General features: G+C 71.5%; 10 protein-coding genes. 6 read left to right on the forward strand and 4 right to left on the reverse strand.

Annotated elements, in window-relative coordinates; translation table 11 throughout:
* The first annotated feature begins 5 nt into the window (after positions 1–5).
* Both EDD93_RS20070 and EDD93_RS20075 read left to right on the forward strand, forming a co-directional pair.
* Positions 6–3593 (forward strand): condensation domain-containing protein, encoded by a 3588-nt coding sequence (locus EDD93_RS20070; RefSeq protein WP_123526454.1) that lies wholly within the window; start codon positions 6–8, stop codon positions 3591–3593.
* On the forward strand, positions 3590–5146 hold the full coding sequence (locus tag EDD93_RS20075; RefSeq protein ID WP_123526455.1) for an amino acid adenylation domain-containing protein: 1557 nt from the start codon (positions 3590–3592) through the stop codon (positions 5144–5146). Before EDD93_RS20070 ends, EDD93_RS20075 begins: the two co-directional genes overlap by 4 nt.
* Positions 5147–5166: 20 nt before the next feature.
* On the opposite strand, the gene EDD93_RS20080 is transcribed toward EDD93_RS20075, so the two are convergent.
* Together EDD93_RS20080 and EDD93_RS20085 are read right to left on the reverse strand one after the other, a co-directional pair.
* Positions 5167–5904 (reverse strand): sulfotransferase family protein, encoded by a 738-nt coding sequence (locus EDD93_RS20080; RefSeq protein ID WP_260255793.1) that lies wholly within the window; start codon positions 5902–5904, stop codon positions 5167–5169.
* A 3-nt stretch (positions 5905–5907) separates the two neighbouring features.
* A complete protein-coding gene (locus EDD93_RS20085; RefSeq protein ID WP_311318325.1) occupies positions 5908–9462 on the reverse strand; it encodes a condensation domain-containing protein in 3555 nt (1184 codons plus the stop codon).
* Between the two features lie 43 nt (positions 9463–9505).
* Between EDD93_RS20085 and EDD93_RS20090 the strand changes: the two genes are divergently transcribed.
* Positions 9506–10228, forward strand: a complete 723-nt coding sequence (locus EDD93_RS20090; protein WP_123527883.1) for a thioesterase II family protein — start codon at positions 9506–9508, stop codon at positions 10226–10228.
* Between the two features lie 9 nt (positions 10229–10237).
* Here EDD93_RS20090 and EDD93_RS20095 read toward each other — a convergent pair whose 3' ends face one another.
* Both EDD93_RS20095 and EDD93_RS20100 read right to left on the reverse strand, forming a co-directional pair.
* Positions 10238–11260 carry an acyl-CoA dehydrogenase family protein gene (locus EDD93_RS20095; RefSeq protein WP_221217319.1) on the reverse strand — a complete coding sequence of 341 codons (1023 nt, stop codon included), beginning with the start codon at positions 11258–11260 and terminating at the stop codon, positions 10238–10240.
* Positions 11261–11275: 15 nt separating this feature from the next.
* Positions 11276–12337 carry an acyl-CoA dehydrogenase family protein gene (locus tag EDD93_RS20100; RefSeq protein ID WP_221217320.1) on the reverse strand — a complete coding sequence of 354 codons (1062 nt, stop codon included), beginning with the start codon at positions 12335–12337 and terminating at the stop codon, positions 11276–11278.
* 423 nt (positions 12338–12760) lie between these two features.
* Between EDD93_RS20100 and EDD93_RS20105 the strand changes: the two genes are divergently transcribed.
* From EDD93_RS20105 to EDD93_RS20115, 3 genes are read left to right on the forward strand one after another with little or no spacing between them, the layout of a single operon-like run.
* On the forward strand, positions 12761–15955 hold the full coding sequence (locus EDD93_RS20105) for a non-ribosomal peptide synthetase (RefSeq protein ID WP_185092386.1): 3195 nt from the start codon (positions 12761–12763) through the stop codon (positions 15953–15955).
* The gene (locus EDD93_RS20110) at positions 15952–16725 is read left to right on the forward strand and encodes a thioesterase II family protein (protein ID WP_221217321.1); all 774 of its coding nucleotides are present in this window, start codon (positions 15952–15954) and stop codon (positions 16723–16725) included. The genes EDD93_RS20105 and EDD93_RS20110 overlap by 4 nt, the downstream gene beginning before the upstream one ends.
* On the forward strand, positions 16722–20567 hold the full coding sequence (locus tag EDD93_RS20115; protein ID WP_123526461.1) for an SDR family NAD(P)-dependent oxidoreductase: 3846 nt from the start codon (positions 16722–16724) through the stop codon (positions 20565–20567). The genes EDD93_RS20110 and EDD93_RS20115 overlap by 4 nt, the downstream gene beginning before the upstream one ends.
* Positions 20568–20590: the final 23 nt, after the last annotated feature.

Consider the following 20590-nt stretch of genomic DNA (forward strand, 5'->3'; position numbering starts at 1 on the left):
CTGCCATGCAGGACCAGGACGCGACAGACAGCCTCGCAGCCAAGCGCAGACGGCTTGCGGCGATGTTGGCCGATACCGGACGAAGCACGGCGGCCCGCACCGGCCCCGTTTCCTTCGCGCAACGGCGCTTGTGGATCCTCGACCGCCTGGTGCCGGGCAGCAGCGCCTACAACGTCCCCATCGTCCTGCGGACCCGCACCGCTCCGGACCCCGGCGCGCTGGCGAAGGCGCTGGGCGAGGTGATCCGCCGCCACGAAGTGCTGCGCACGGTGTTCCTCGGCAATGACGGCGTCCCGGTGCAGCGGGTGTGCGACCCGTACGAGCCGGTGGTCGACGTCTGCGATGTCAGCACGGAGCAGGACCCGCAGGCCGCGGCGGACCAGCGGGTCAAGGCCTCGATCAGGCAGCCCTTCGACCTCGCGAAGGGGCCCTTGCTTCGCGCCCTGCTCCTCAGGACGGGCCCCGAGGACCATCTGATCTGTCTGACCGTGCATCACGTCGTCTGTGACGGCTGGTCGATCGTGACGCTGTTCCGGGAGCTGGACGGGCTCTACGGACAGGTCCGCGGCGGTCCCGAGGCACAACTGCCGCCCGTACAGCAGCAGTACATCGACTTCGCGCTCTGGCAGCGTGCCCGCCTGTCGGGCGAGCGGGCGAAGGAACTGAGCGCGTACTGGAGCGACTGCCTCGACGGCGCGCCGGGCTTGCTGCAACTGCCCCTCGACGCCTCCCGGCCGGTCCATCACCGTGCCAACGGCGGGATCCACGAGTTCGCGTTTCCCGACCGGCTGCGCGAGGACATCCTCGCGTTCGCCGCGCGGGCCAGGACGACCCCGTTCTCCGTGGTCCTGTCCTGCTTCACCGCGCTGCTGCAGCGGTACAGCGCCCAGGACGACATCGTGGTGGGCGTGCCGGCCGCGGGGCAGACGCACAGCGAGCTGCAGGGAATGATCGGCTTCTTCGTCAACACCCTCGTCATGCGCATGAATCTCGAGGGCCGGCCCAGCCTGAACGAGGCGGTCGGCCGGGCACGCGAAGTCGCCCTGGGGGCGTTCGCCCATCAGGACATGCCGTTCGAGAAGCTCGTGGTGGAGCTCCAGCCCGACCGCAACCCGACCGTCACGCCAATCTTCCAGGTCCTGTTCAACTTCCAGTCGGCGTCGAACGAGAGGCTGCGGCTGCCGAACCTGGACGCCGTCCTCGTGCCTTTCGATACGGGGATCGTGCGGTTCGACCTGGAGTTCAACGCCTTCGTTGGGGAAGACGGGATGGGCGGCTCCTGGCTGTACAACCGCGACCTCTTCCCGGCAGCCGCCATCGCCCGGATGTCAGGGCTCCTCGAACGCCTCCTCGCCGCGGCAGTCGCACAGCCCGACGTCCCGCTCAGCGGCCTCGAGCTGTTCGAGCGCGCCGATCTCGACGAGTTCGGCCGGGTCGGAGGAACGGCTGAGGAACACCCTCGGCCCGTGCCGGGCGGGGCGGAGCGGGGCGAGCCGGTCGTCCGGGTCCGCCCGGCGTCGAGTCCGGACGCCGAACGCCGGGTTACCGGCGAGCTGCTCCCCGCATGGCGGGCCAGGGACTCCGATCCCGCGCTGCGGCGCGCGGTTGCCCGGCGCGCACGCGGTTTCGAGCTGCCGGCCGGCGGCGTCGTGGTGATCGCGGCGGACATCCGGACCGTCGCACTCGACGAGGCGCTGTGGGTGCTCGACGCGGGCGCGCAGCTGGTGCTCGTCGAGGCGGCCGAGGGACTTCTGGACGCCGTGCTGACGGTACTGGCCGAAGAGGACGTCGACACACTGGTCCTCGCGCCCGGACTGCTGCACCAGGTGATCCGGGCCGTGGAGCGGGGCGAGGCCTCGCCGGCACCGCGCCGGGTCCTCGTCACCGGCGAGGCCCTCGGCCTCGGCCTCGAACAGCGTTGCCTGCGGGCCCTGCCGGACACCGAGTTCTGGTCGGTCTACCGGGTCGCGGGGATCGGCGATGTCGCGAGCCGAAGGTGCACCGGAGACGTCCCGGCGGGCCACGACGTGGCGGGGACCGTCTGCTCGGGGCTGGCCGTACGGATCCGGGACGGCGACGGCCTGCTCCTGCCCATCGGAGCGCCCGGGAGGGTATGCGTCAGCACCGGGCCCGGCGTGGCCGGCGAAGCCGCGACCGGCGATCTGGGCCGGTTCAGGGAGGACGGGACGCTGGAGGTGCTCGGCGCCGAGGCGGACCAGACCTACGTACGGCAGGTCCGGGTGCCGCGGGGCGAGATCGAGGAGACGCTGTCCGGCCACGGGTCCATCGGCGACGCGAGAGTGGTGTCGGCGTCCGACGGCAAGGACGGCGGGCCCGCCCGGCTCACCGCCTGCCTCACGCCCGCGGGGGCGTGGGGGGAGCCCGCACAGCTTCGCGACTCGGTACGGGCGCACGCACAGCGGCTGCTGCCCGGCGTCCTGGTGCCCGACGCCTATCTGTTCCTTGAGGAGCTGCCCCTGACGGGGCGGGGAACGGTCGACCTGGCGGCTCTGCGTGAGATCGAGGGTGCCGAGGAGGACGAGGAGAGACGCGTCGCGCCGCGTACCGCCACGGAACGGCTGCTCGTCGGGATCTGGCGTTCCGTGCTCGGTGTCGCGGACATCGGGATCCACGACAACTTCTTCCTGCTGGGCGGGCACTCGCTGCTGGCGATCCAGCTGATGAGCCGCGTGCGCCGGGCGACCCGCGTCGATCTGCCCGTGAGCGTGCTGTTCCGCTACCGCACGATCGCCGATCTGGCCGCGCGCATCGCCACCGTCTCCAGCGGAGGCGGGGCCGGCGGCAACCTGGTCCGGATGCAGTCCGGTTCCGCGCCACTGCCCCTGGTCCTGGTCCACCCCGCGGGCGGCGGGGTGTTCTGCTACGGACCGATGGCCACCGCGCTCACCAACCGGACCGTGTATGCCTTCGAGGGACGGCACCCGGGTGCTTCGCTGACCGCGCTCGCCGAGCACTATCTCGAACAGCTGACCGATGAGATCGCCGATGCCCCCTTCGCCCTCGCCGGCTGGTCACTGGGCGGCGTGGTGGCGTTCGAGATGGCCCGCGTGCACGCCGCGAACGGCGGTCCCGCCGTGCCCCTCGCGATGATCGACTCCGCGCTGTTCGAAGGGGACCCCGCGGCGCCCGACGCGGAGGCGCGACTGCTCGACGGCTATCTGCAAGGGGTGCGCGCGGACTTCGACCTGGCGCTCCCGGCCTCGCCCGAGACGGCTCTGCTCCCGCCGCGCAGGGTGTTCGCCGACATCCTGGAACGCCTGGGACCCGATGTGCCCGAGGCCCTCGACCTGGAGGAGATGATGCGCCAGTACTCCGTCTACCGCTCGCACATCCGCAACCTGGCCGGCTACCGCCCCGCGGCCCCCTACCCGGGCGGAGTGCACCTCATGCAGGCATCCAAGTCGCCCTCCGCGGCTGAGGCCTGGCGCCCGTACGTGCCCGGCCTGGTCGTGTCCCGGGTCGAGGGTGACCACTACAGCATCATGCGCAATCCGGGGCTCGCCGCCGTGCTCACGGAGCTCGAAGGGGTCCTTGCGGACGCCTCCGCCGCGGAAGGGGGACCGGTCGGGTGACGCGGATACAGGATGCGACAACGATCGTCGGCGCGATCGGTACGGCGGCCGCCGAGTACGCCACCCTGCCGGCGGTCGTCGACGGGGCGGACACCCTCTCCTACGGGGAACTCTGGCGCGACGCGGGCCGGATCGCCCGAGCCCTGCGATCACGCGGTGTGCGGACCGGGGACATCGTCGCGCTGGCCGCCGAGCGCTCGCCCGGCCTCCTGGCCGGGCTGCTCGGCATTCTCCGGTCCGGCGCCGTGGTGCTGCCCCTGGACGTCACCTATCCGGCCGCCAGGCTGCGGATGATGCTGGACGACAGCGGCGCGGCCGTGGTGGTCGGCCAGGAGAACACGCTGGGGCCCTTCACCGCCGACGGGCGGGAAGCCTTCGTGCTGGGGGAGGTGCTGAGCGGCGAGGAGACGAGATCCGGTGAGGAGCTGGAGGAACCGGATCCGGCTGACGGCTGCTATCTGCTCTACACCTCGGGGTCCACCGGTGGGCCCAAGGCCGTGATGATGCCGCACGCCGGCCTCGCGAACCTCGTCCGCTGGCAGACGGAGGCCTCGGACTGCGGCCCGGGGAGCCGGACCCTTCAGTACGGGGCGATCTCGTTCGACGTGGCCCTCCAGGAGATCTTCTCCACCTTCGCCAGTGGCGGGACCCTGGTCTGCATCGACCACGAGACCCGCCGCAATCCGGTCCGCACCTGGGAGCTGGTCATCGCGGCCCGGGTGGAGCGGATCTTCCTCCCGTACGTCGGACTGCAGTCCCTCGTGATGGTCGCCGACGCGGTCGACGTGGAGGCGGCGTCCCTCCGGGAGATCATTCCCGGAGGCGAGCAGCTGCAGTGCACGCGAGCCCTGCGCGAGCTCATGGCGCGGCTGCCGGGGTGCCGCATGTTCAACCACTACGGCCCCGTCGAGACGCACGCCGTCACCCACCATCCCCTGGAGGCCGATCCGGCCCGGTGGCTCGCCCTCCCCCCGATCGGCACGGCCATCCCCGGCAACCGCGTGTACGTTCTCGACGCCGACGGCCATGAGCTGGGCGTGGGCGGGATCGGCGAGCTCCATGTCGCCGGTGCGCAGGTGGCGTACGGCTACTGGAACCGTCCCGGTCTGACGGCGGAACGCTTCCTGCCGGCGCCCGACGGCCACGGTGAGCGGATGTACCGCACGGGTGACCTGGTGCGCAAGCGCGCCGACGGCGCGCTCGACTTCCTCGGGCGAGCCGACGACCAGGTGAAGGTCCGGGGCTTCCGCGTCGAGCTCGCGGAGGTCGAGGCGGCCGTCAGCGACCACCCGGGTGTGAACGCGTGCGGAGCGACAGTGGCGGGTGACGAAGGCATCGACCGGATACTTGTCGCCTTCGTCCTGGTGAAGGAGTCCCTCGACGCCGACGTCGTACGCGAGGAACTGCGGGAACGGCTGCCCGACCACATGGTTCCCGCGACGCTGACCGCGGTCGAGTCACTGCCCCAGCTGCCCAGCGGGAAGCTGGACCGCCGCGCCCTCCGGCTGATGGCGGAGACCGTCACGGCAGCAGGGCAGAACGCGGCGTACTGACTCCCTCGCGGAAGCCGCTGTCACGGATGGAGCGTCATCCGCCGTGACAGCAGCTTCTCGTAGAACGGCAGGTGGAACCGCAGGTACTCCGCGAGTGTCTCGTCGTTGTCCGGGGTGGTCCCGTACGGGGAGGCCTCCTTGTGGAAGCCGTCCGTCCGGCTGGTCGACTCGTGCCACCGCTGGGTCCTGCGCCACTCCTCGCGCATCCCGGGCTGCCAGGACAGGGCCTCTTCCCGGTAGGCGATGCCCACCCCGGCGCAGTACGCGGCGACGGTGTCGGCCGGCCGCTCCATCAGGAGGCCGGAGTCGACGACCACCGGTTCGCGGCCCGTCGCCTCGACCGCGTCGTAGATCTCGGCCAGCCGGGCGAACCCGATCTCATCGCGTCCCAGCGAGGGATTCAGCGCGAAATGCGAGGCGATCGCCTCCCGGGGATGGCGGATGATGAAGGTGTGGGTCGCCTCGGCGAGGAACGCGGAGTCGGCGAGCAGACCGGGGTAGTGGAAGTCCGTGGTGTCCTTGAAGAAGACCGGGCGCTGCTCGGAGAGCTCCCGCAGCGCCGCGATCAGCTCCGCCTCGCTGTGGGCCCGCAGCGGACCGGCCTCGGCCACCCCGAAGTCGGCGAGGTGCGAGAAGGGTTCGTGAACCACGAGGAAGTCGCCCCGCTCGGCCATCATGCGCATGAAGGCCGTCGACCGGCAGCGCGGTGCGCTCCACAGGGCGAGGATCCGGGGGCCGTTCTGCTCCGGCAGATGCACAGTTCACTCCTGTGAGCGAGGTCGGATGTCGAGCCGGGAGACCGGCGTGTGCGGTTCGGCCGTCACCTCGGTGAGCAGCTCCACCACGTGATCGATGTGCCGCAGACCTGTCTCCCGCTCCCACAGGCCGGTGTTGATCTCCAGCATGACCAGGAAGGCGTCCTCGCGGATGACTCCGTGGAACGACAGCTCGTACCGGGCGGTGCCGTGGGAGAGGAGCTCGTAGCGGGACGCGCAGCCGTTCAGGTCGAGCGGCATCCAGTCGGCGAGCTGCAGCTCGCAGGTGACCTGGTAGAGCGGATGACGATCGGCCTGCCGGTCCGGCCGGACCGCGTCGAGGATGTCGGCGAACGGCAGCCGCTGATGGTCGTAGGACAGCAGCAGACTCGTGCTCACCCGGTCCAGCAGCTCACCGAATGCGGGGTCGCCCGAGCAGTCCACACGCACCGGGACGACGTTGAGGAAGCAGCCCATCAGCTGCTCGGATCCCCTCCTGGAGCGGTTCTCCGTGGGCACGCCGACCACGAAATCGCTCTGCCCGCTCAGCCGGTGCAGCAGGACGACGACCGTGGTGAGGAAGACGGTATAGGCGGTCACCCGGTGTTCCCGGGCCAGCCTGCTCATGGCCTCCGCCAGTTCCCTGGACACACGTCGTTCCAGGAACTCGCCCTCGTGGGTGGGCCGCGGGGGGCGTGGCCGGTCGGTGGGAAGGCAGAGCTCCGGCGCGCCGGCCAGCGTTCCCCTCCAGAACCGGCGCAGCCGGTCGCCCTCCGGGCTCGCCAGCAACTCCTGCTCACCCGCAGCCAGTTCCGCGAAGTCGAGGGCGAGCTCGTCCAGCCGTACCGCGCCCTGCCCGGTCCGCGCGTTGTAGAACGCGGAGAGCTCGCGCATGAAGACCGTCATCGAGACCTCGTCGGTGACGAGGTGGTGGAACAGCAGATGCAGTACGTGCTCCTGCTCGCCCAGGCGTACCAGGCGCGCGCGCAGCAGGGGCTCGCTCGTGATGTCGAAGCCCCCGTACGCGGTCTCCTCCTCCAGGGCGCGGCTCTGCTTGCGGAGGGTCTGCGGCGGCAGGTGGCTCAGGTCGGTCATGGGGACGTCGAATCCGAGGAACGGCGCGATGCGCTGCATGGGTTCGCCGTCGATCTCCACGAACGTGCCGCGCAGCCCGGCCTGCCGGGCGACGATGTCACCGACCGCGGCGCGCAGCGCGTCGCTGTCCAAGGGGCCGTCGAGGCGCAGCAGCAGGGGGATGGTGTGGGTGAGGAGCCCCGGGTTCACCTGCTCGGCCAGCCAGAGCTGCTGCTGCGCGGAGAGCAGCGGAACGAGCCGCTCGCCCGAGTCCTGGCGGGGCGCCGGGGCCGGTCTCCCGGCGGCCTCGCTCTCCGGAGCCGGGTCCGGGTCCGGCTCCGAGGCGACAAGGCGCAGTACGTCGTCCAGATGCGGATACCGGCGCCGCAGTTCCGTCGTGAGCATGCCGGGCGTCGGGTTCTCGAACAGGACCCGGATCCCCATCTCCGCGTCGAGGCTCTCGCTCACGTTCGCCACCAGGCGAGCGGCGAGCATCGAGTGTCCGCCGATGGCGAAGAAGTCGTCATCGGCGGACACCGCCCGCAGCTCCATGGTCTCCGCCCAGAGTTCGCACACCACGGACAGCAGGGCGTCGTCGCCGGTGCGGACGGGCGCCGGGGCGCCGTGCGTCACGAACTCGGCGCCGGAGACCAGGTGCACGGCGCCGGCCGGGCTCAGACGCGCGGTGAGGCCCGTCGGGACGATGCGGCCCTCGTGGACGACGGACAGCGGGGCGGGTGTGTAGGCGGACAGCGGATGGGCTCCGTCGCCGAGCACCAGCCGGCCGGGGCCGGGTGCGAGCACGACCGGCCATTCCCGGGGCAGCGCGGTGAGATCCACGGCCAGCACCGTGTCCGTGCCGGGCAGGGGGAGCATACGGATGACGCGCTGCCCGGGTCTCTCCCGCAGCCGTGCGAGTTCGGTGTCGGGGATCGCGCTGTCCACGACGGTCAGGGCGCCGGACCCTGGCTTTCCGCCGGTGGCGCTCAGGGCCGCCCTGAGGGGTGCCCCCGCCTCGTGGGCCGCACGGCGTACGTCGTCGCCGGGGCCGGAGGCGAACGCGAGCCCCGACAGGGGCTCCCGGGGCGCGTCGAGCAGTGCCCCGAGGAGGAGCTCGTAGTCCCTCATCAGCTCGGCGATGCCCTGCTCGGTGTAGATCGCGGTGTCGTACTCGATCCAGGCCGCGGTCACCTCCGCGGTGGCCTCGAACTCGACGATGGTGTCGAACCGGCCCCGTCCCCGGTGGACTTCGACCGGTTCGGCGGGAAGTCCGCCGAACGAGGTGGTGCCCAGTGCGTCGAGCCGGGGGAGGAAGAGGTGCTGGATGAGCGGGGTCCGGCTGGGATCGCGGGCGGGCCTCGCCAGGGCGAGGATGCGGCTCAGCGCCAGCCGTTCGTGGTCCACGGCGCTCGCCACGGTGTTCCCGCAGCGTTCGGTCAGCACCTCGAAGGAGGGATCGCCGCCCACGTCGAGGCGCAGGGGCAGCGTGTTCGCGAACTGGCCGACGAGATCTGCCGTTCCCGGGGCGGACCGGTTCGCCGCGAGGACGCCGAGGACGAAGTCGCGGGCCCCGGTGGATTTGTTGACCAGTGCGGCGAAGCCGGCCAGCGACACGGTGTAGGCCGTGGTGCGGTGTTCGCGGGCGAAGGCCAGCAGCCTGGGGCCGAGGGCCTGGGCGAACCGGAACTCGCTGCGGCGCCCCTCGGTGCCCTTCAGCGCGGGGCGGGGGCGGTCGGTCCGCAGGTCGAGCGCGCTGGGGACGCCCGCGAGGGTCTCCCGCCAGAACTCCCCGTCGGTCCGCTCCGCGACCGGGAGCAGCACCTCGCGCTCCCACCGCGCGAAGTCCGTGTACTGCAGGCCGGGTTCCGGCACGGGGGAGGCGACCCCGGCGAGTGCCGCCGCGTAGTCCCGGCTCAGCTCGTCCACGATGACACGGACGGCGGTGATGTCGGCGATCACGTGGTGGACGGAGAGGACGAGGACGTGGCTGTCCTCGGTGAGCTTCACCACCAGGAGACCGAACAGCGGACCCGTCGCCACGTCGACAGGGGCCGCGGCGAACGCACGCGTCGCGGCGTGCATCGCCGGCTCCCGCCCGCCGGCCGGTTCCGCGCTCAGGTCGAGCCAGGTCAGTGGGGGTGCGGCGGGGACGGGCGGCACACGAAGGACCGGTTCGCCGTCCGAGTCGGCCACCGTGCTGCGCAGAATCTCGTGCCGGGCTATCAGCGCGGATACCGCGTGGGTGAGAGCGGACGGAGAGAGCGCGCCCCTGATCCGCATAGCGGTGCATTCATTCTGGGCCGCGCCGGAACCACCGGCGTTGAGAAAGTGCTGTTGGATAGGAGCGAGCGGCACACCGGATATCTTCCCCTGCATATGTCCCCCATCAAGGCTCACTACAACGTGCCTTCCCAGTAGGTTAGTTGACGGAACGCGGCAGTGGCAGTGGGTGCCGTACTTCGCTACGATCGCATCGGTCGCGTGCATGCCGCGGATAGTTGACGGAAATGGGCGGGAAGAGCCGGTGACGATGTCGAGATTGTTCCTCAAATTGCCTTCGGAAGAAGCGGAATTCCGTCTGTTCTGCTTCCCGTACTCGGGTTGTGGCGCTTCGATGTACGTGAAGTGGCCGGACCGGATCGGTCCGGTCGAGGTCGTGCCGCTCCAGCTTCCCGGCCGGGAGAACCGGATGCGGGAGCCGCACTACGGGACCTACGAAGAGCTCGCAGTCGACGTGGTCGACGGGCTGGCGCAGTATCTGGACCGGCCGTACGGGGTGTTCGGGCACTGCGGCGGGGCGCTCCCCGCCTTCGAGGCCGTGCTGCGCATACAGGAACTCGGGCTTCGCCCGCCGTCGCGCTGTTTCGTCTCCTCCCAGGTCGCACCGCAGGACGGCCCGCACGGCCGGTTCCTCGGCCTGTCCGACGACGGTCTGCGGGCCGAACTGTCCGGCCTGTTCGCCGAGCTCGGATCGGCCGAGCCGCCCGCGGAGATGATCGACATGTTCCTCGAGGTGATGACCGCCGACCTGGAGGCGAACAGGCGGTACGTGAAGCCGGCGGCGGGACGCGCTCCCTGCCCGCTCACCGTGGTGGGCTGGGACCGTGACCAGGAAGTGCCGCACGAGCTGATGGGCGGCTGGGAGCGGTGGGCCGAGGCCGACAAGATCGTCCTCCCCGGCACGCACTACACCTTCCTCGGCGCACCGGCGGAGTTGATGGAGCGCCTGCGCTCCGACCTGGTGGGCGGCTGATCCACCGCCTCATTCGGCCAGGCCGGGAGCCGGGCTCGAAGCGGCGAGATGCGCCTCTCCCGCCTCCCTCCAGAGCCGGGGGGCCGTGCCCATCCGGCTTCCCTCCACGGAGGCGATCCGGTAGGCCGTCGCCACGGTCGAATGCGCCAGCATGCCTCGTACTCCGTGCAGTTGAATCGCCAGCCGGGTGCACCGGAGGACATGCTCGGTCGCCGCCGCGAGCACCTGTGCGGCGTGGGCCGCGCAGTCCCGGCCGAGGTCGTGCCGCCAGGCCGCCTCGTGCAGCAGAAGCCGCCAGCCGTCCGCCGCCCCGACCAGCTGGGCGAGCCGGTGGGCGACCGTCTGGAGCTCCACCAGCGGCCGCCCGAACTGAATACGGCGGTTGACGTGGCCGCGCGCGGTATCGACGGCCCGGTCGGCGACGCCCAGGAGGAGCGCCGCCTGCCTGATGCGCGCCGCGTCAAGGCTCCGCCGCAGCTGCCCGTCATCCGGGGTGGCCGGCGCCGCGGGGGCGCCGGAGAACTGCAGGCGCCGGCCCGGCAGGCCGAGCAGTGCGCTCCCGCGCGAGCTGGAGGTGCCGGGGTCCGGGCGCACGACGTACCAGCGGTGGTCCCCGCCCTGGGCCACCGCGCGGACCACCGCGAGGCTCACCTCGCAGTCCGGCAGGTACTCGCTCTCGCCCCAGAGCCTGTTCTCGTCGTCGGCGCGCAGGGTCGGCGCGCAGTGCACACCGATCGTGACCGCGTGAGCGGTGCCTTTGATGACCTGCTTGACCAGGGAGTCCGGCAGCCGGTCGGCTGCCGCGAGTTCAAGGGCCAGCATGGTCTCCCGGTGGGCGGCCAGCGGCACGAGGCCGCGCCCGAGCTGCACGTTGACGATGATGTCCGCGCTGAGCCCGAGTCCGAACCCGCCGAGCCGCTCCGGAAGGCTGAGTTCGGGCACCCCGATCGCCGCGAGCTCGGCCTGGACGTCGCTCGTCCTGCTGAGAGCGGCGTCCACGGCGTCGGCGAGCTGGACCTGAAAGGGGTCCATCTGAAGATCCACGGTCTATCCCCCTGTCTCCACGTCCTCGAGCAACCGGGCACCTGTGACGATGTCGAGCAGGACTTCCGAGGCGCCGCCCGAGACCGTGAGTCCTGGAGCCTCGCGATAGGCCGCCTCGAGCGCGGACCCACCGGTCTCGAAGCCGGACTCGATGACCTGGGTACCCAGGGTGTCGAGTGCCCACCAGGAGATGGCCTGGGCGGTCTCACTGCAGTGCCACTTGGCCAGGGAGGCATCGCTGATGTCGGGCCGGTCCTCCTGCAGATGCTGCATGGCGCGGCAGGTCAGGAGCCGGCTCGCGTCGAGCCGTGCCCGGTGTTTCGCGAATTCCGCGACATCCGCGCCCCGCGTTTCACCCGGCACCCCGTCGTGAGCGGTGAGGCTCCGCGCCGCGAGGCCGAGCCAGTGCCCGGCCCTGGCGTAGTAGTCGAGTCCACTGCGTTCCGCGGCGAACATCCGGGTGATGAGTGACCATCCTTGCCCTGCGGCTCCGAAGAGTGCCTCGGGCCCGACACTCACGTCCACCAGCGCGATGTCGTGGAACTGCTCGTCGGCAAGGCTGGGAAGGGGACGTACGGAGACCCCGGCCGTGCTCATGGGGACGAGGAACAGGCTGATCCCCTGGTACCGGCTCTCGCTCACGTCCGTCCGGACGGCGCACAGGGCGATGTCGGCGTAGGCGCTCTTCAGGTTGTAGGTCTTGCGCCCGTTGAGGACCCAGCCTTCGCCGCCCGGTCCCGGAGCGGCGCGGGTGGTGACGCTCGCCAGGTCGGAGCCGTGTTCCGGTTCGGTGAAGAGGATGCACGCCGTGAGGTCCCCGGAGGCGAGCCGCGGCAGGAGTGTGCGTTTCTGCTCCTCGGTGCCCGACTGGAGGATCAGGGAGCCGACGATCTGCACGGAGATGTAGTAGAGGCTCTGGGGTATGCCGTGTCTGACCAGCTCTTCCAGCAGTACGACGGTCTCGGTGAAGTCTCCGTCCCTGCCTCCGTATTCCGCCGGCCACGACGGAGCGAGAATACCCTCGCGCCCGAGATGACGATAGAGCTCGCGGACGTCGCCGTCCATACCGTCGTTCCTCTGGTGTACCGCGTGCAGCAGGCGACGGGTTTCTGTGGCCGACAGGGTGGATTTGAGCTCTTGTCTGAAGTCAACGGTTCTGTTAGGGACGCCGAAATCCATGGCTTGATCCTTGTCGAGACTCGATGGCAACACTACTGTGGCACACGTTCACAACCTTCGCAGTATTTTGACTGTCTCTCAGATGCCTTGCTGTGAGGTCGAGTTGGGGTTCCCAAGACCGCACTGAGCGCGAGGCCCAAGACCCGAACACGCCATTCCGGTTTAACTGCCCGTCACTCTTGGTGGACTTGGGGAGAAATGAGTCAGCAAAGCGAGTTACTCCGCAGACTGCGTGGTATGTCGGCGGACCGAAGAGAAGATCTGCTCTCCCGGCTGGACAATGTCTCGCGAGGTGCGCGCACTGCGCCATTGTCCTTCCGGCAGGAACAGCTGTGGCTGTTCGACAAGGTTTCCTCCAGCGGCGCGGCGTACGGAATCGGATTCGCGATCCGCCTTCGCGGACCGCTCGACGAGCGCCTGCTCGGACACGCGCTGAATGACGTCGTCGAGAGGCACAGCGTTCTTCGCTCCGTATTCCCGCACGAGCACGAGACCGGGGTCCAGGTCGTGCGGCCGCCCCGGCCCGTCCCGCTGGAGAGCGAGCCGTGCGGAGAGCGGGGCCCGGAGGAACACGGGGCGAGGATCGTCGGCACGGAGCTGCGCAAGGGCTTCGACCTCAACGCCGAGAGCCCCGTGCGTCTGCGTCTGCTCCGGGTGTCCGCCACCGAGCACGTGCTGGTCCTCGTCACGCACCACCTGGTCATGGACCCCCGGTCGATCGAGGTGCTGCTGCCCGATCTCGCCGAGGCCTACCGGGCGCGCCTGGCCGGACAGGAGCCGTCCTTCGCCGGGGACAGCCCGCACTTCGGCGAGTACGCGAGCTGGCAGCGCGCCTGGGTGGACGGTGACGAGGCCAGGGAATGCGCCGAGTACTGGCAGCGGACGCTCGCCGCCTGGGAGAACACCGAACTGCCGGCGGACCGGCCGCGGTCCCGTCTTCTCGACCTGACCGCCGCCGCGGTGAGCAGTCCCCTCGAACCCGAACTGGCCGCCTCGGTCAGGGCACTCGGCGAGCGCCTCGGGGTGCCGGCCGAGGACGTACTGCTGGGAGCCTTCTACGCGACTCTGGCCCGGCACACGGCAGCCACCGATCTGACGGTCGGGATGCGGTACACCGTGCCCGGCCCGTTCGCTCCCGGACTGCTGGTCGGCGACTGCGGCAACCTCCTGCCGCTGCGCCTCGAAGGGATGGACGGACTGTCGTTCGCCGAAGTGGTCCGCAGGGCCGGTGCCGTGCGCGACGGCGCGGAGAAGCACGGAAGCCTCCCCTTCAAGCTCGTGCTCGACGGCCTTCACCTCGACCCCGACCCGGCCAGGCTTCCGCTGGTGCAGATCGGCTTCGACGCCCGGACGCACGCGCCCGTGACGGCGTCGGCGGGCGGGCTGACCATGTCCGCCGAACAGATCGACACGGGTGCCAGCCCGTACGAACTGTCCCTGGAGACCGTGCTCGACGGACCGGGGTCGTCGGTGACGGTCCGTTACGCGACAGCGCTCTACCGGGACTCCACCGCGCAGCGGCTCGTCCACCGGTATCTGCGCCTGCTCGAGGACGGCTGCGCGTCCCCGGAGGCGTCCCTCACCGAGCTCTCGATCACGGGCCCGGACGAGCGGGAGTCCGTTCTCGAGGAGTGGAACGTCCGGCTCGGGCCGTACTCCGAGGATTCGGTGCACCAGGTGTTCCAGCGCGTCGCCCGCGAGCACAAGGGCCGGGTCGCCCTCGTCGGGAGGGACGGGGAGGTGACGTACGCGGAGCTCGAGGCACGGGCCAACCGGCGCGCGCACCGGCTGCTGGAGCTCGGGGTGGAGCCGGGGACCTGTGTGCCGGTCCTGGTCAAGCGAGGCAGCCCCGTCGTCGAGGCGATGCTCGCCGTGCTGAAGGCCGGCGCCGCCTACGTGCCGGTGGACCTCGGCCAGCCCGCGGAACGGGTCAGGTCCATCGTGGCCGACTGCGGCGCCCGGGTCGTCCTCGCCTCCGAGGGCGCCGGGGAACTGCTCGGCGCGGCCGGAGTGCGCGTGGCGTACATGGAGGACGACGTGTCGGGGCTGCCCGACACCGCACCGGACGTCGAGGTGCCACCCGAGCAACTGGCCTACGTCATCTACACGTCCGGGTCGACGGGCGTCCCCAAGGGCGTCCTCATCGAGCATCGCAACGCCACCGGATTCATCCGGACCGTGCGGGACATGTTCGGCCTCGGCCCGCAGGACCGCATGCTGCAGTTCGCGTCCGTCGGCTTCGACGTCTCCGTGTTCGAGATCTTCGGCGCGCTGCTGTCGGGCGCCCGCCTGTACATGGTGGACGACGAGGAGCGGTCTTCCATCGACTCCATCGACGCGCTCATGGTCGACCAGCGGATCACCGTCATCGACCTCCCGCCGGCGATCATGGAGCTGCTCACGCCCGAACGCTATGCGGACCTGCGTGTCGCCTTCGTCGGCGGAGAGGCGTTCTCCGGCGAGCTGACGACCCGGTGGGCACGCCACTGCGCGTTCACCAACGGCTACGGCCCCACCGAGACGACGGTCACCGTGCTGGCCAAGCAGTGCGAGGGACGATGGGCCGAGTCGCCTCCCATGGGCCGGGCCATGAGCAACCACCGCGCCTACGTGGTGGACGCGGACGGGGGACTGCTGCCGGCCGGCGCCGTCGGTGAACTGGCCATAGCGGGGCGGGGACTGGGGCGTGGATACCTCGGCCGCCCCGACCTCACGGCCGAGCGCTTCCGGCCCGATCCGTACGGCCCGCCCGGCTCCCGGATGTACCTGACAGGGGACCTCGCGATCTGGCGGGACACGGGTGACCTCGCCTTCCTCGGCCGGGCCGACCGGCAGGTCAAGGTCAGGGGCGTGCGCATCGAACTGGGCGAGGTCGAAGCCGCCCTGCAGGCCGTCCCCGGAGTCGCGCGGGCTGTCGCCGACATCGCGGTCGACCCGCACCGCGGCACGCTCCTCGTCGCCTATGTGGTGCCCGCTGCCGGGACGGAACTGCAGCTGGACGCCGTGCGCTCCGCACTGGGCAACCGGCTGCCCCCGACCATGATCCCCACCGTGCTCGTGCCGCTGTCCGGCGTACCGCTGACCCGGAGCGGAAAGGTCGACCGCAGAGCACTCCCCGCGGTCGAGTTCGCCGGACTGGAGAGCGCGGCGGACAGCGACCTCCAGGACTGCACACCCACCGAGCGGACCGTGGCGAGCGAGGTCTTCGCCACGCTGCTGGGCACCAGGGTGGCCCGGCATGTCAACTTCTTCGCCCTCGGCGGTACGAGCCTCCAGGCGATCCGTATCGCGCCCCGGGTGAAGGCCGTGTTCGGCGTCGACGTACCGATCGCCGAGTTCTTCTCCGCGCCGACCGTCACCGGACTCGCCCGCATCATCGACGACGCACTCGCCAGGGAGAGCGTGCGGCGCGACCACCTCGCGAGCGCGCTCGACCTGGTGGAGGGCCGGAGCGACGAGGAGATCGCGGAGCTCGTCCGCACCAGATTCGGTGACGCCTCATGACAGGGGCGGTGTTCACCGCCGAATCGCCGTGGATCCGCAGATCTGCCCGTGCCGCGCCCGCGGTGCGGCTGATCTGTCTGCCCTACGCGGGCGCCGGCGCGTCCGTCTACCGGGACTGGCCCGGCCTCCTGCCCGACTCGGTCGAGGTCCTCGCGCTGCAGCTGCCGGGCCGGGAGGACCGCGCGCGGGAGGACGCGCCGGCGGACCTGCCGACGCTGGTGCGTACCTGCGCCATCGCGCTGCGGCCCTTCTGCACCACGCCGTACGTGCTGTACGGGCACTGCGCGGGGGCTCTCCTCGCCCATGACGTGGCCCAGGAGATGGCCGAGCGCTTCGGCGTACGGCCGCGGCGCCTGATCGCGGCGGCCCAGCCGGCCCCGTACGTCACCCCGGTTCAGGCCCCGCTGCACGAACTCCCCGACGAGGAGTTCACCGAAGCGGTGCGCCTGCGGGGCGGGCTGCCCGAGGCACTCCTGGCCAACCCGGCCATGCTGGAGTTCCTGCTGCCCATGCTGCGAGCCGATTTCGCGCTGTGGGAGCGGTACGAGCACGAGCGCCGGCCCACACTGCCCTGCCCGGTGACGACCGTACGCGGCCGGGACGACACGGTCGTGAGCGGCGGCCTGGCGCAGACCTGGGGGGAGTGCACCGAGCACGGTCACGAGCACCACGAGGTCGACGGCGGCCACTACTTCGTCAGCCGGATGACGCCTGCGGCCGCCCGGACGATCGCCCACGCGGTACTGGACAGTGAGGGGCAGAACGGGTGAGTGACAAGGGCGGGGCGCCGCGCACGGCGCCGGCGGACGTGACGGGGATCGGTCGTCTCGCGGGAGCTGTTCCCGGCGTGCGCGAGGCCGTCGCGATCACCCGCCACCGGGTACGGACACCGGCCGCCTCCGGCGACCGGGCCACCTCGGGGACGCCGGTGACGGGTGCGGCGAGCGGAACCCCGGTACCGGACGACCGGCCGGCCGTCAGCACCGGTCCCGTGCCGAGGGTTCCCGCCGACGGCGTGGGAACGCTGACCGAGGCCCTGCTCCGGGCGGCGGAGCTCGCGCCGGAGCGCGGCACGACCTTCGTTCTCCGGGACGGGAGCACGGACCGGCAGACGTACCCGGAGCTGCTGGACGAGGCGCTGCGGCTGCTGGGCGGGCTGCGGAAGGCAGGCGTCGGCCGGGGTGAGGCCGTGCTCCTCCAGTGCGCGGACAGCCGCGCCTTCCTCACCGGATTCTGGGCCTGTGTGCTCGGGGGTTTCCTGCCGACCCCGGTGGGGCCCGCGCCCGACTACACGGCGGACAACGCCGTCACCCGAAAGCTGCGGTCCGCCTGGCAACTGCTCGGCAGGCCCTTCGTGCTGAGCGATACGGAGCTGCGGGACGGCGTTGCCGGTCTGGGCCGTCTCTGGGGGGCCGGGGCACAGTTCAGGACCGGCTCTGTGGCGGAGCTGACGGCCGCCGGACCCGACCGGCCCGAGACCGCCCACCCGGATCAGCCGGTGCTCAACCTGCTGACCTCGGGCAGCACGGGAACGCCCAAGTGCGTCCGGCACGCGCACAGGTCCATCGTGGCGCGCAGCTATGCGACCGCCCAGGCCAACGGTCTCACCGAGCACGAGGTCACACTGAACTTCATGCCCCTCGACCACGTCGGGGGCATCGTCATGTCGAACGTGCGGGACGTCCTGCTGCGCTGCGAGCACGTCAACGCGCTCACGGACTCGCTCGTCCGCCGTCCGGTGAGCCTCCTGGACTGGTGCGACCGCTTCGAGATCACCAACACCTGGGCGCCCAACTTCGCGTTCGCGCTGGTCAACAAGCACGCTGCGGAGATCGAGGCGGGCAGCTGGGACCTCTCGCGGCTGCGCCACATCTGCAACGCGGGGGAAGCGGTCGTGCCGCGTACCGCGTACCGGCTTCTCGAACTGCTGACCCCCCACGGTCTGCCGCCCTCCGCCATGGTCCCCTGCTGGGGCATGTCGGAGACCTCCTCGGGCGTCACCTACTCCGCGATGGACGCGCGGGACCCCGCCGCGGGTACCGTCTCGCTCGACCCGGCCTCGCTGGACGGCCGGCTGGTCACCCTTCCGCACGGCACACCTCGCGCCGTAGTGCTCGCCGACGTCGGGCCCCCGATACCCGGGGTCGGCCTTCGCATCGTCGGCCGCGAAGGCGAGGTCCTCCCCGAAGGCCGCGTCGGACGCCTCCAGGTCACCGGAGACACCCTGCTGCTCGACTACTTCGAGAACGCGGCCGCCAACGCGGCGAGCTTCACCGACGACGGCTGGTTCGAGACCGGGGATCTCGCGTTCCTGCGCCAGGGGCGCCTCACGCTCACCGGCCGTGAGAAGGACATGGTGATCGTCAACGGCGCCAACCATCCGGTGTCCGACATCGAAGCGGTGGTCGAACAGAGCGCGGGGGTGCGACCGGCCTGCGCCGCCGTGTGCGCCGTCCGTGACGAGGAGGCCGACACCGGTGAGATCCTCGTGTTCTTCGTACCGGCCGAGGACGCGGCCGGGGACCTGGACGGCACCGTCACCGCCATCCGGGCGGAGCTCGCCCGCGACCTCGCCCTGCGCCCGAAGGCGGTCGTCCCCGTGACCGCCGCCGAGTTCCCCAGGACGGCCAGCGGCAAGATCCAGCGCAACCAGCTCGCCGAGGCCTACGCGGACGGACGGTTCGACGGACGGCAGTACGACCGGAGGTCCGCGCCGGACCCGACGGACGACGACTGGCTGCTCGAACGCGTCTGGACAGCCGTCGACGCGGCCGCCGCCACCCCGCCCGCCCGGCCGGTCCTGCTCTATGCGCCGGGCGACAGCGCCCTGGAGGCACAACTCACCGGGCTCCTGTCCGGCGAACGGGTCAGGGTGCTCTCGGCCGGACAGCGGTTGCGGGCCCCCGGACCGAGGCACGCGGAGGTGGACCCTCTCGACCCGGAACAGCACGACCTCGCGCTCGCCCACCTCACCGGGGGCCTCGGCGAGCCCCCGCGCGTGCTGTACGCGTGGGGGAGTGAGCCGACAGCGGCCGGGACGGCACCGGACGGCCTCGCGCCGGCCCGTCTGCTGGTCGCTCTCGGCGCTCTCGCGCGCGCCCACCCGGACGCCGAGGTCACCGTCCTCACCCGGCACGCACTCGGGGTGTCGGCGGACGACGAGGTCGACCCGGGCCGGGCAGCGCTGTCCGGCCTGGTGCGCAGCGCCGTCACCGAAGGGCTGCTCGCCTCGGCCGGGCTGGTCGACGTGCCCCCGCAGGCCGACGCGGCCGAGAGCGCACGGCTCGCGCTGGCCACGTACGGAACCGACCTGGTCGCCGTCCGGGACGGCGTCGCGTACGCACCGAGGCTGCGGATGACGGCCAGAGCCGGCACGCTCGGCGTCCCGCCCGAGGCCCTGCGGCCCGGCGGCACCTGTCTGGTCATCGGCGGTCTCGGCGGTCTCGGCCGGATCGTCGCCGAGTACCTGGTAGCCGCCCTGGGCGCCCGACTGCTGATCACCGGACGCACACCTGAGGCCGAACTGCCCGGCACGGATGCCGGTGCCGTGCTGCGCGATCTGCGCGACCTGGGTGATGTGCGCTACGCGGCAGTGGATGTCGCCGCCGCCGGCGCACTGCGCGAAGCCGTCGCGGACGCCGAGGCGCACTGGGGGCGGCGCCTCGGCCTGGTAATCCACGCCGCGGGCGCCTCCCCGGCCCCGCAGTGGGAGGACCTCTCCGCTCATCAGCTCGGCAGGGAGAGCGTTCCCTGGCTGCGGACCATGCTGCACTCCAAACTCGAAGGCGGGGCGGCGGTCGAGGAACTGCTCGACAGCCACCCGGACACCGGCGTGGTGCTGTTCTCCTCGGTCAACGGATTCCTCGGCGGCAGCGCCTACGGCGCCTACGCCGCGGCGAACGCGGCGCTCGACGGCTTCGCACACCGCTGGGCGGCCGGTGGGCGGTACGTCCGCTGTCTGGCTTGGAGCATGTGGGCCGGCGTGGGCATGAACGACGGCAGTCCGCTGGTGGCCGCCGCACAACGTCGCGGACTGCGCCTGATCGAACCCTCCGACGGCCTGGGGCTGCTGCTCGCGGCACTGAACCAGCCCCGGCCGTATCTGCTGATCGGCCCGGACCCGGGCAACCCCCACCTGGCGGCACATCTCGCGCCGGACCAGTTCGCCGGCGGCAGCACCGTGGTGGCCGTGGTGCCCGAGGACTGTGCTGAACCCGAGACCGTCAGGAGCGCCGTCGCGGCGGCCCTCAGCGAGCACGGCGTACTGGCCCAGGTCCTGGCTGTCCCGCGGATCGCGAGAGACGCGGGGGGCAGCCCCGACGTCGTCCGGATCCTCGCCCACCGTGACGGCGCGGCCCGGCCCTCGCGGTACGTGGCTCCGCAGGGGTCGACGGAGGCGGTGGTGGCGCGGGTCTTCCAGGAACAGCTGAAGCAGGGGCCGGTGGGCCGGGAGGACTCGGTCTTCGCGCTCGGCGGCGACTCGATCCAGGTGCTGCAGATGGCGGGCAGCCTGGGCGAGTACTTCGGGCGCGAGCTCCCGGCCAGGCTGCTGTACGTCCACCCGACCGTCCGGGAGCTCGCCACGGCCATCGACGACGCCGGGGCTGACTGACTGCGCGGTGTGCCGCGCCCCGA

The organism is Streptomyces sp. 840.1 (genome assembly GCF_003751445.1).
In the GTDB taxonomy this organism is placed as follows: domain Bacteria; phylum Actinomycetota; class Actinomycetes; order Streptomycetales; family Streptomycetaceae; genus Streptomyces.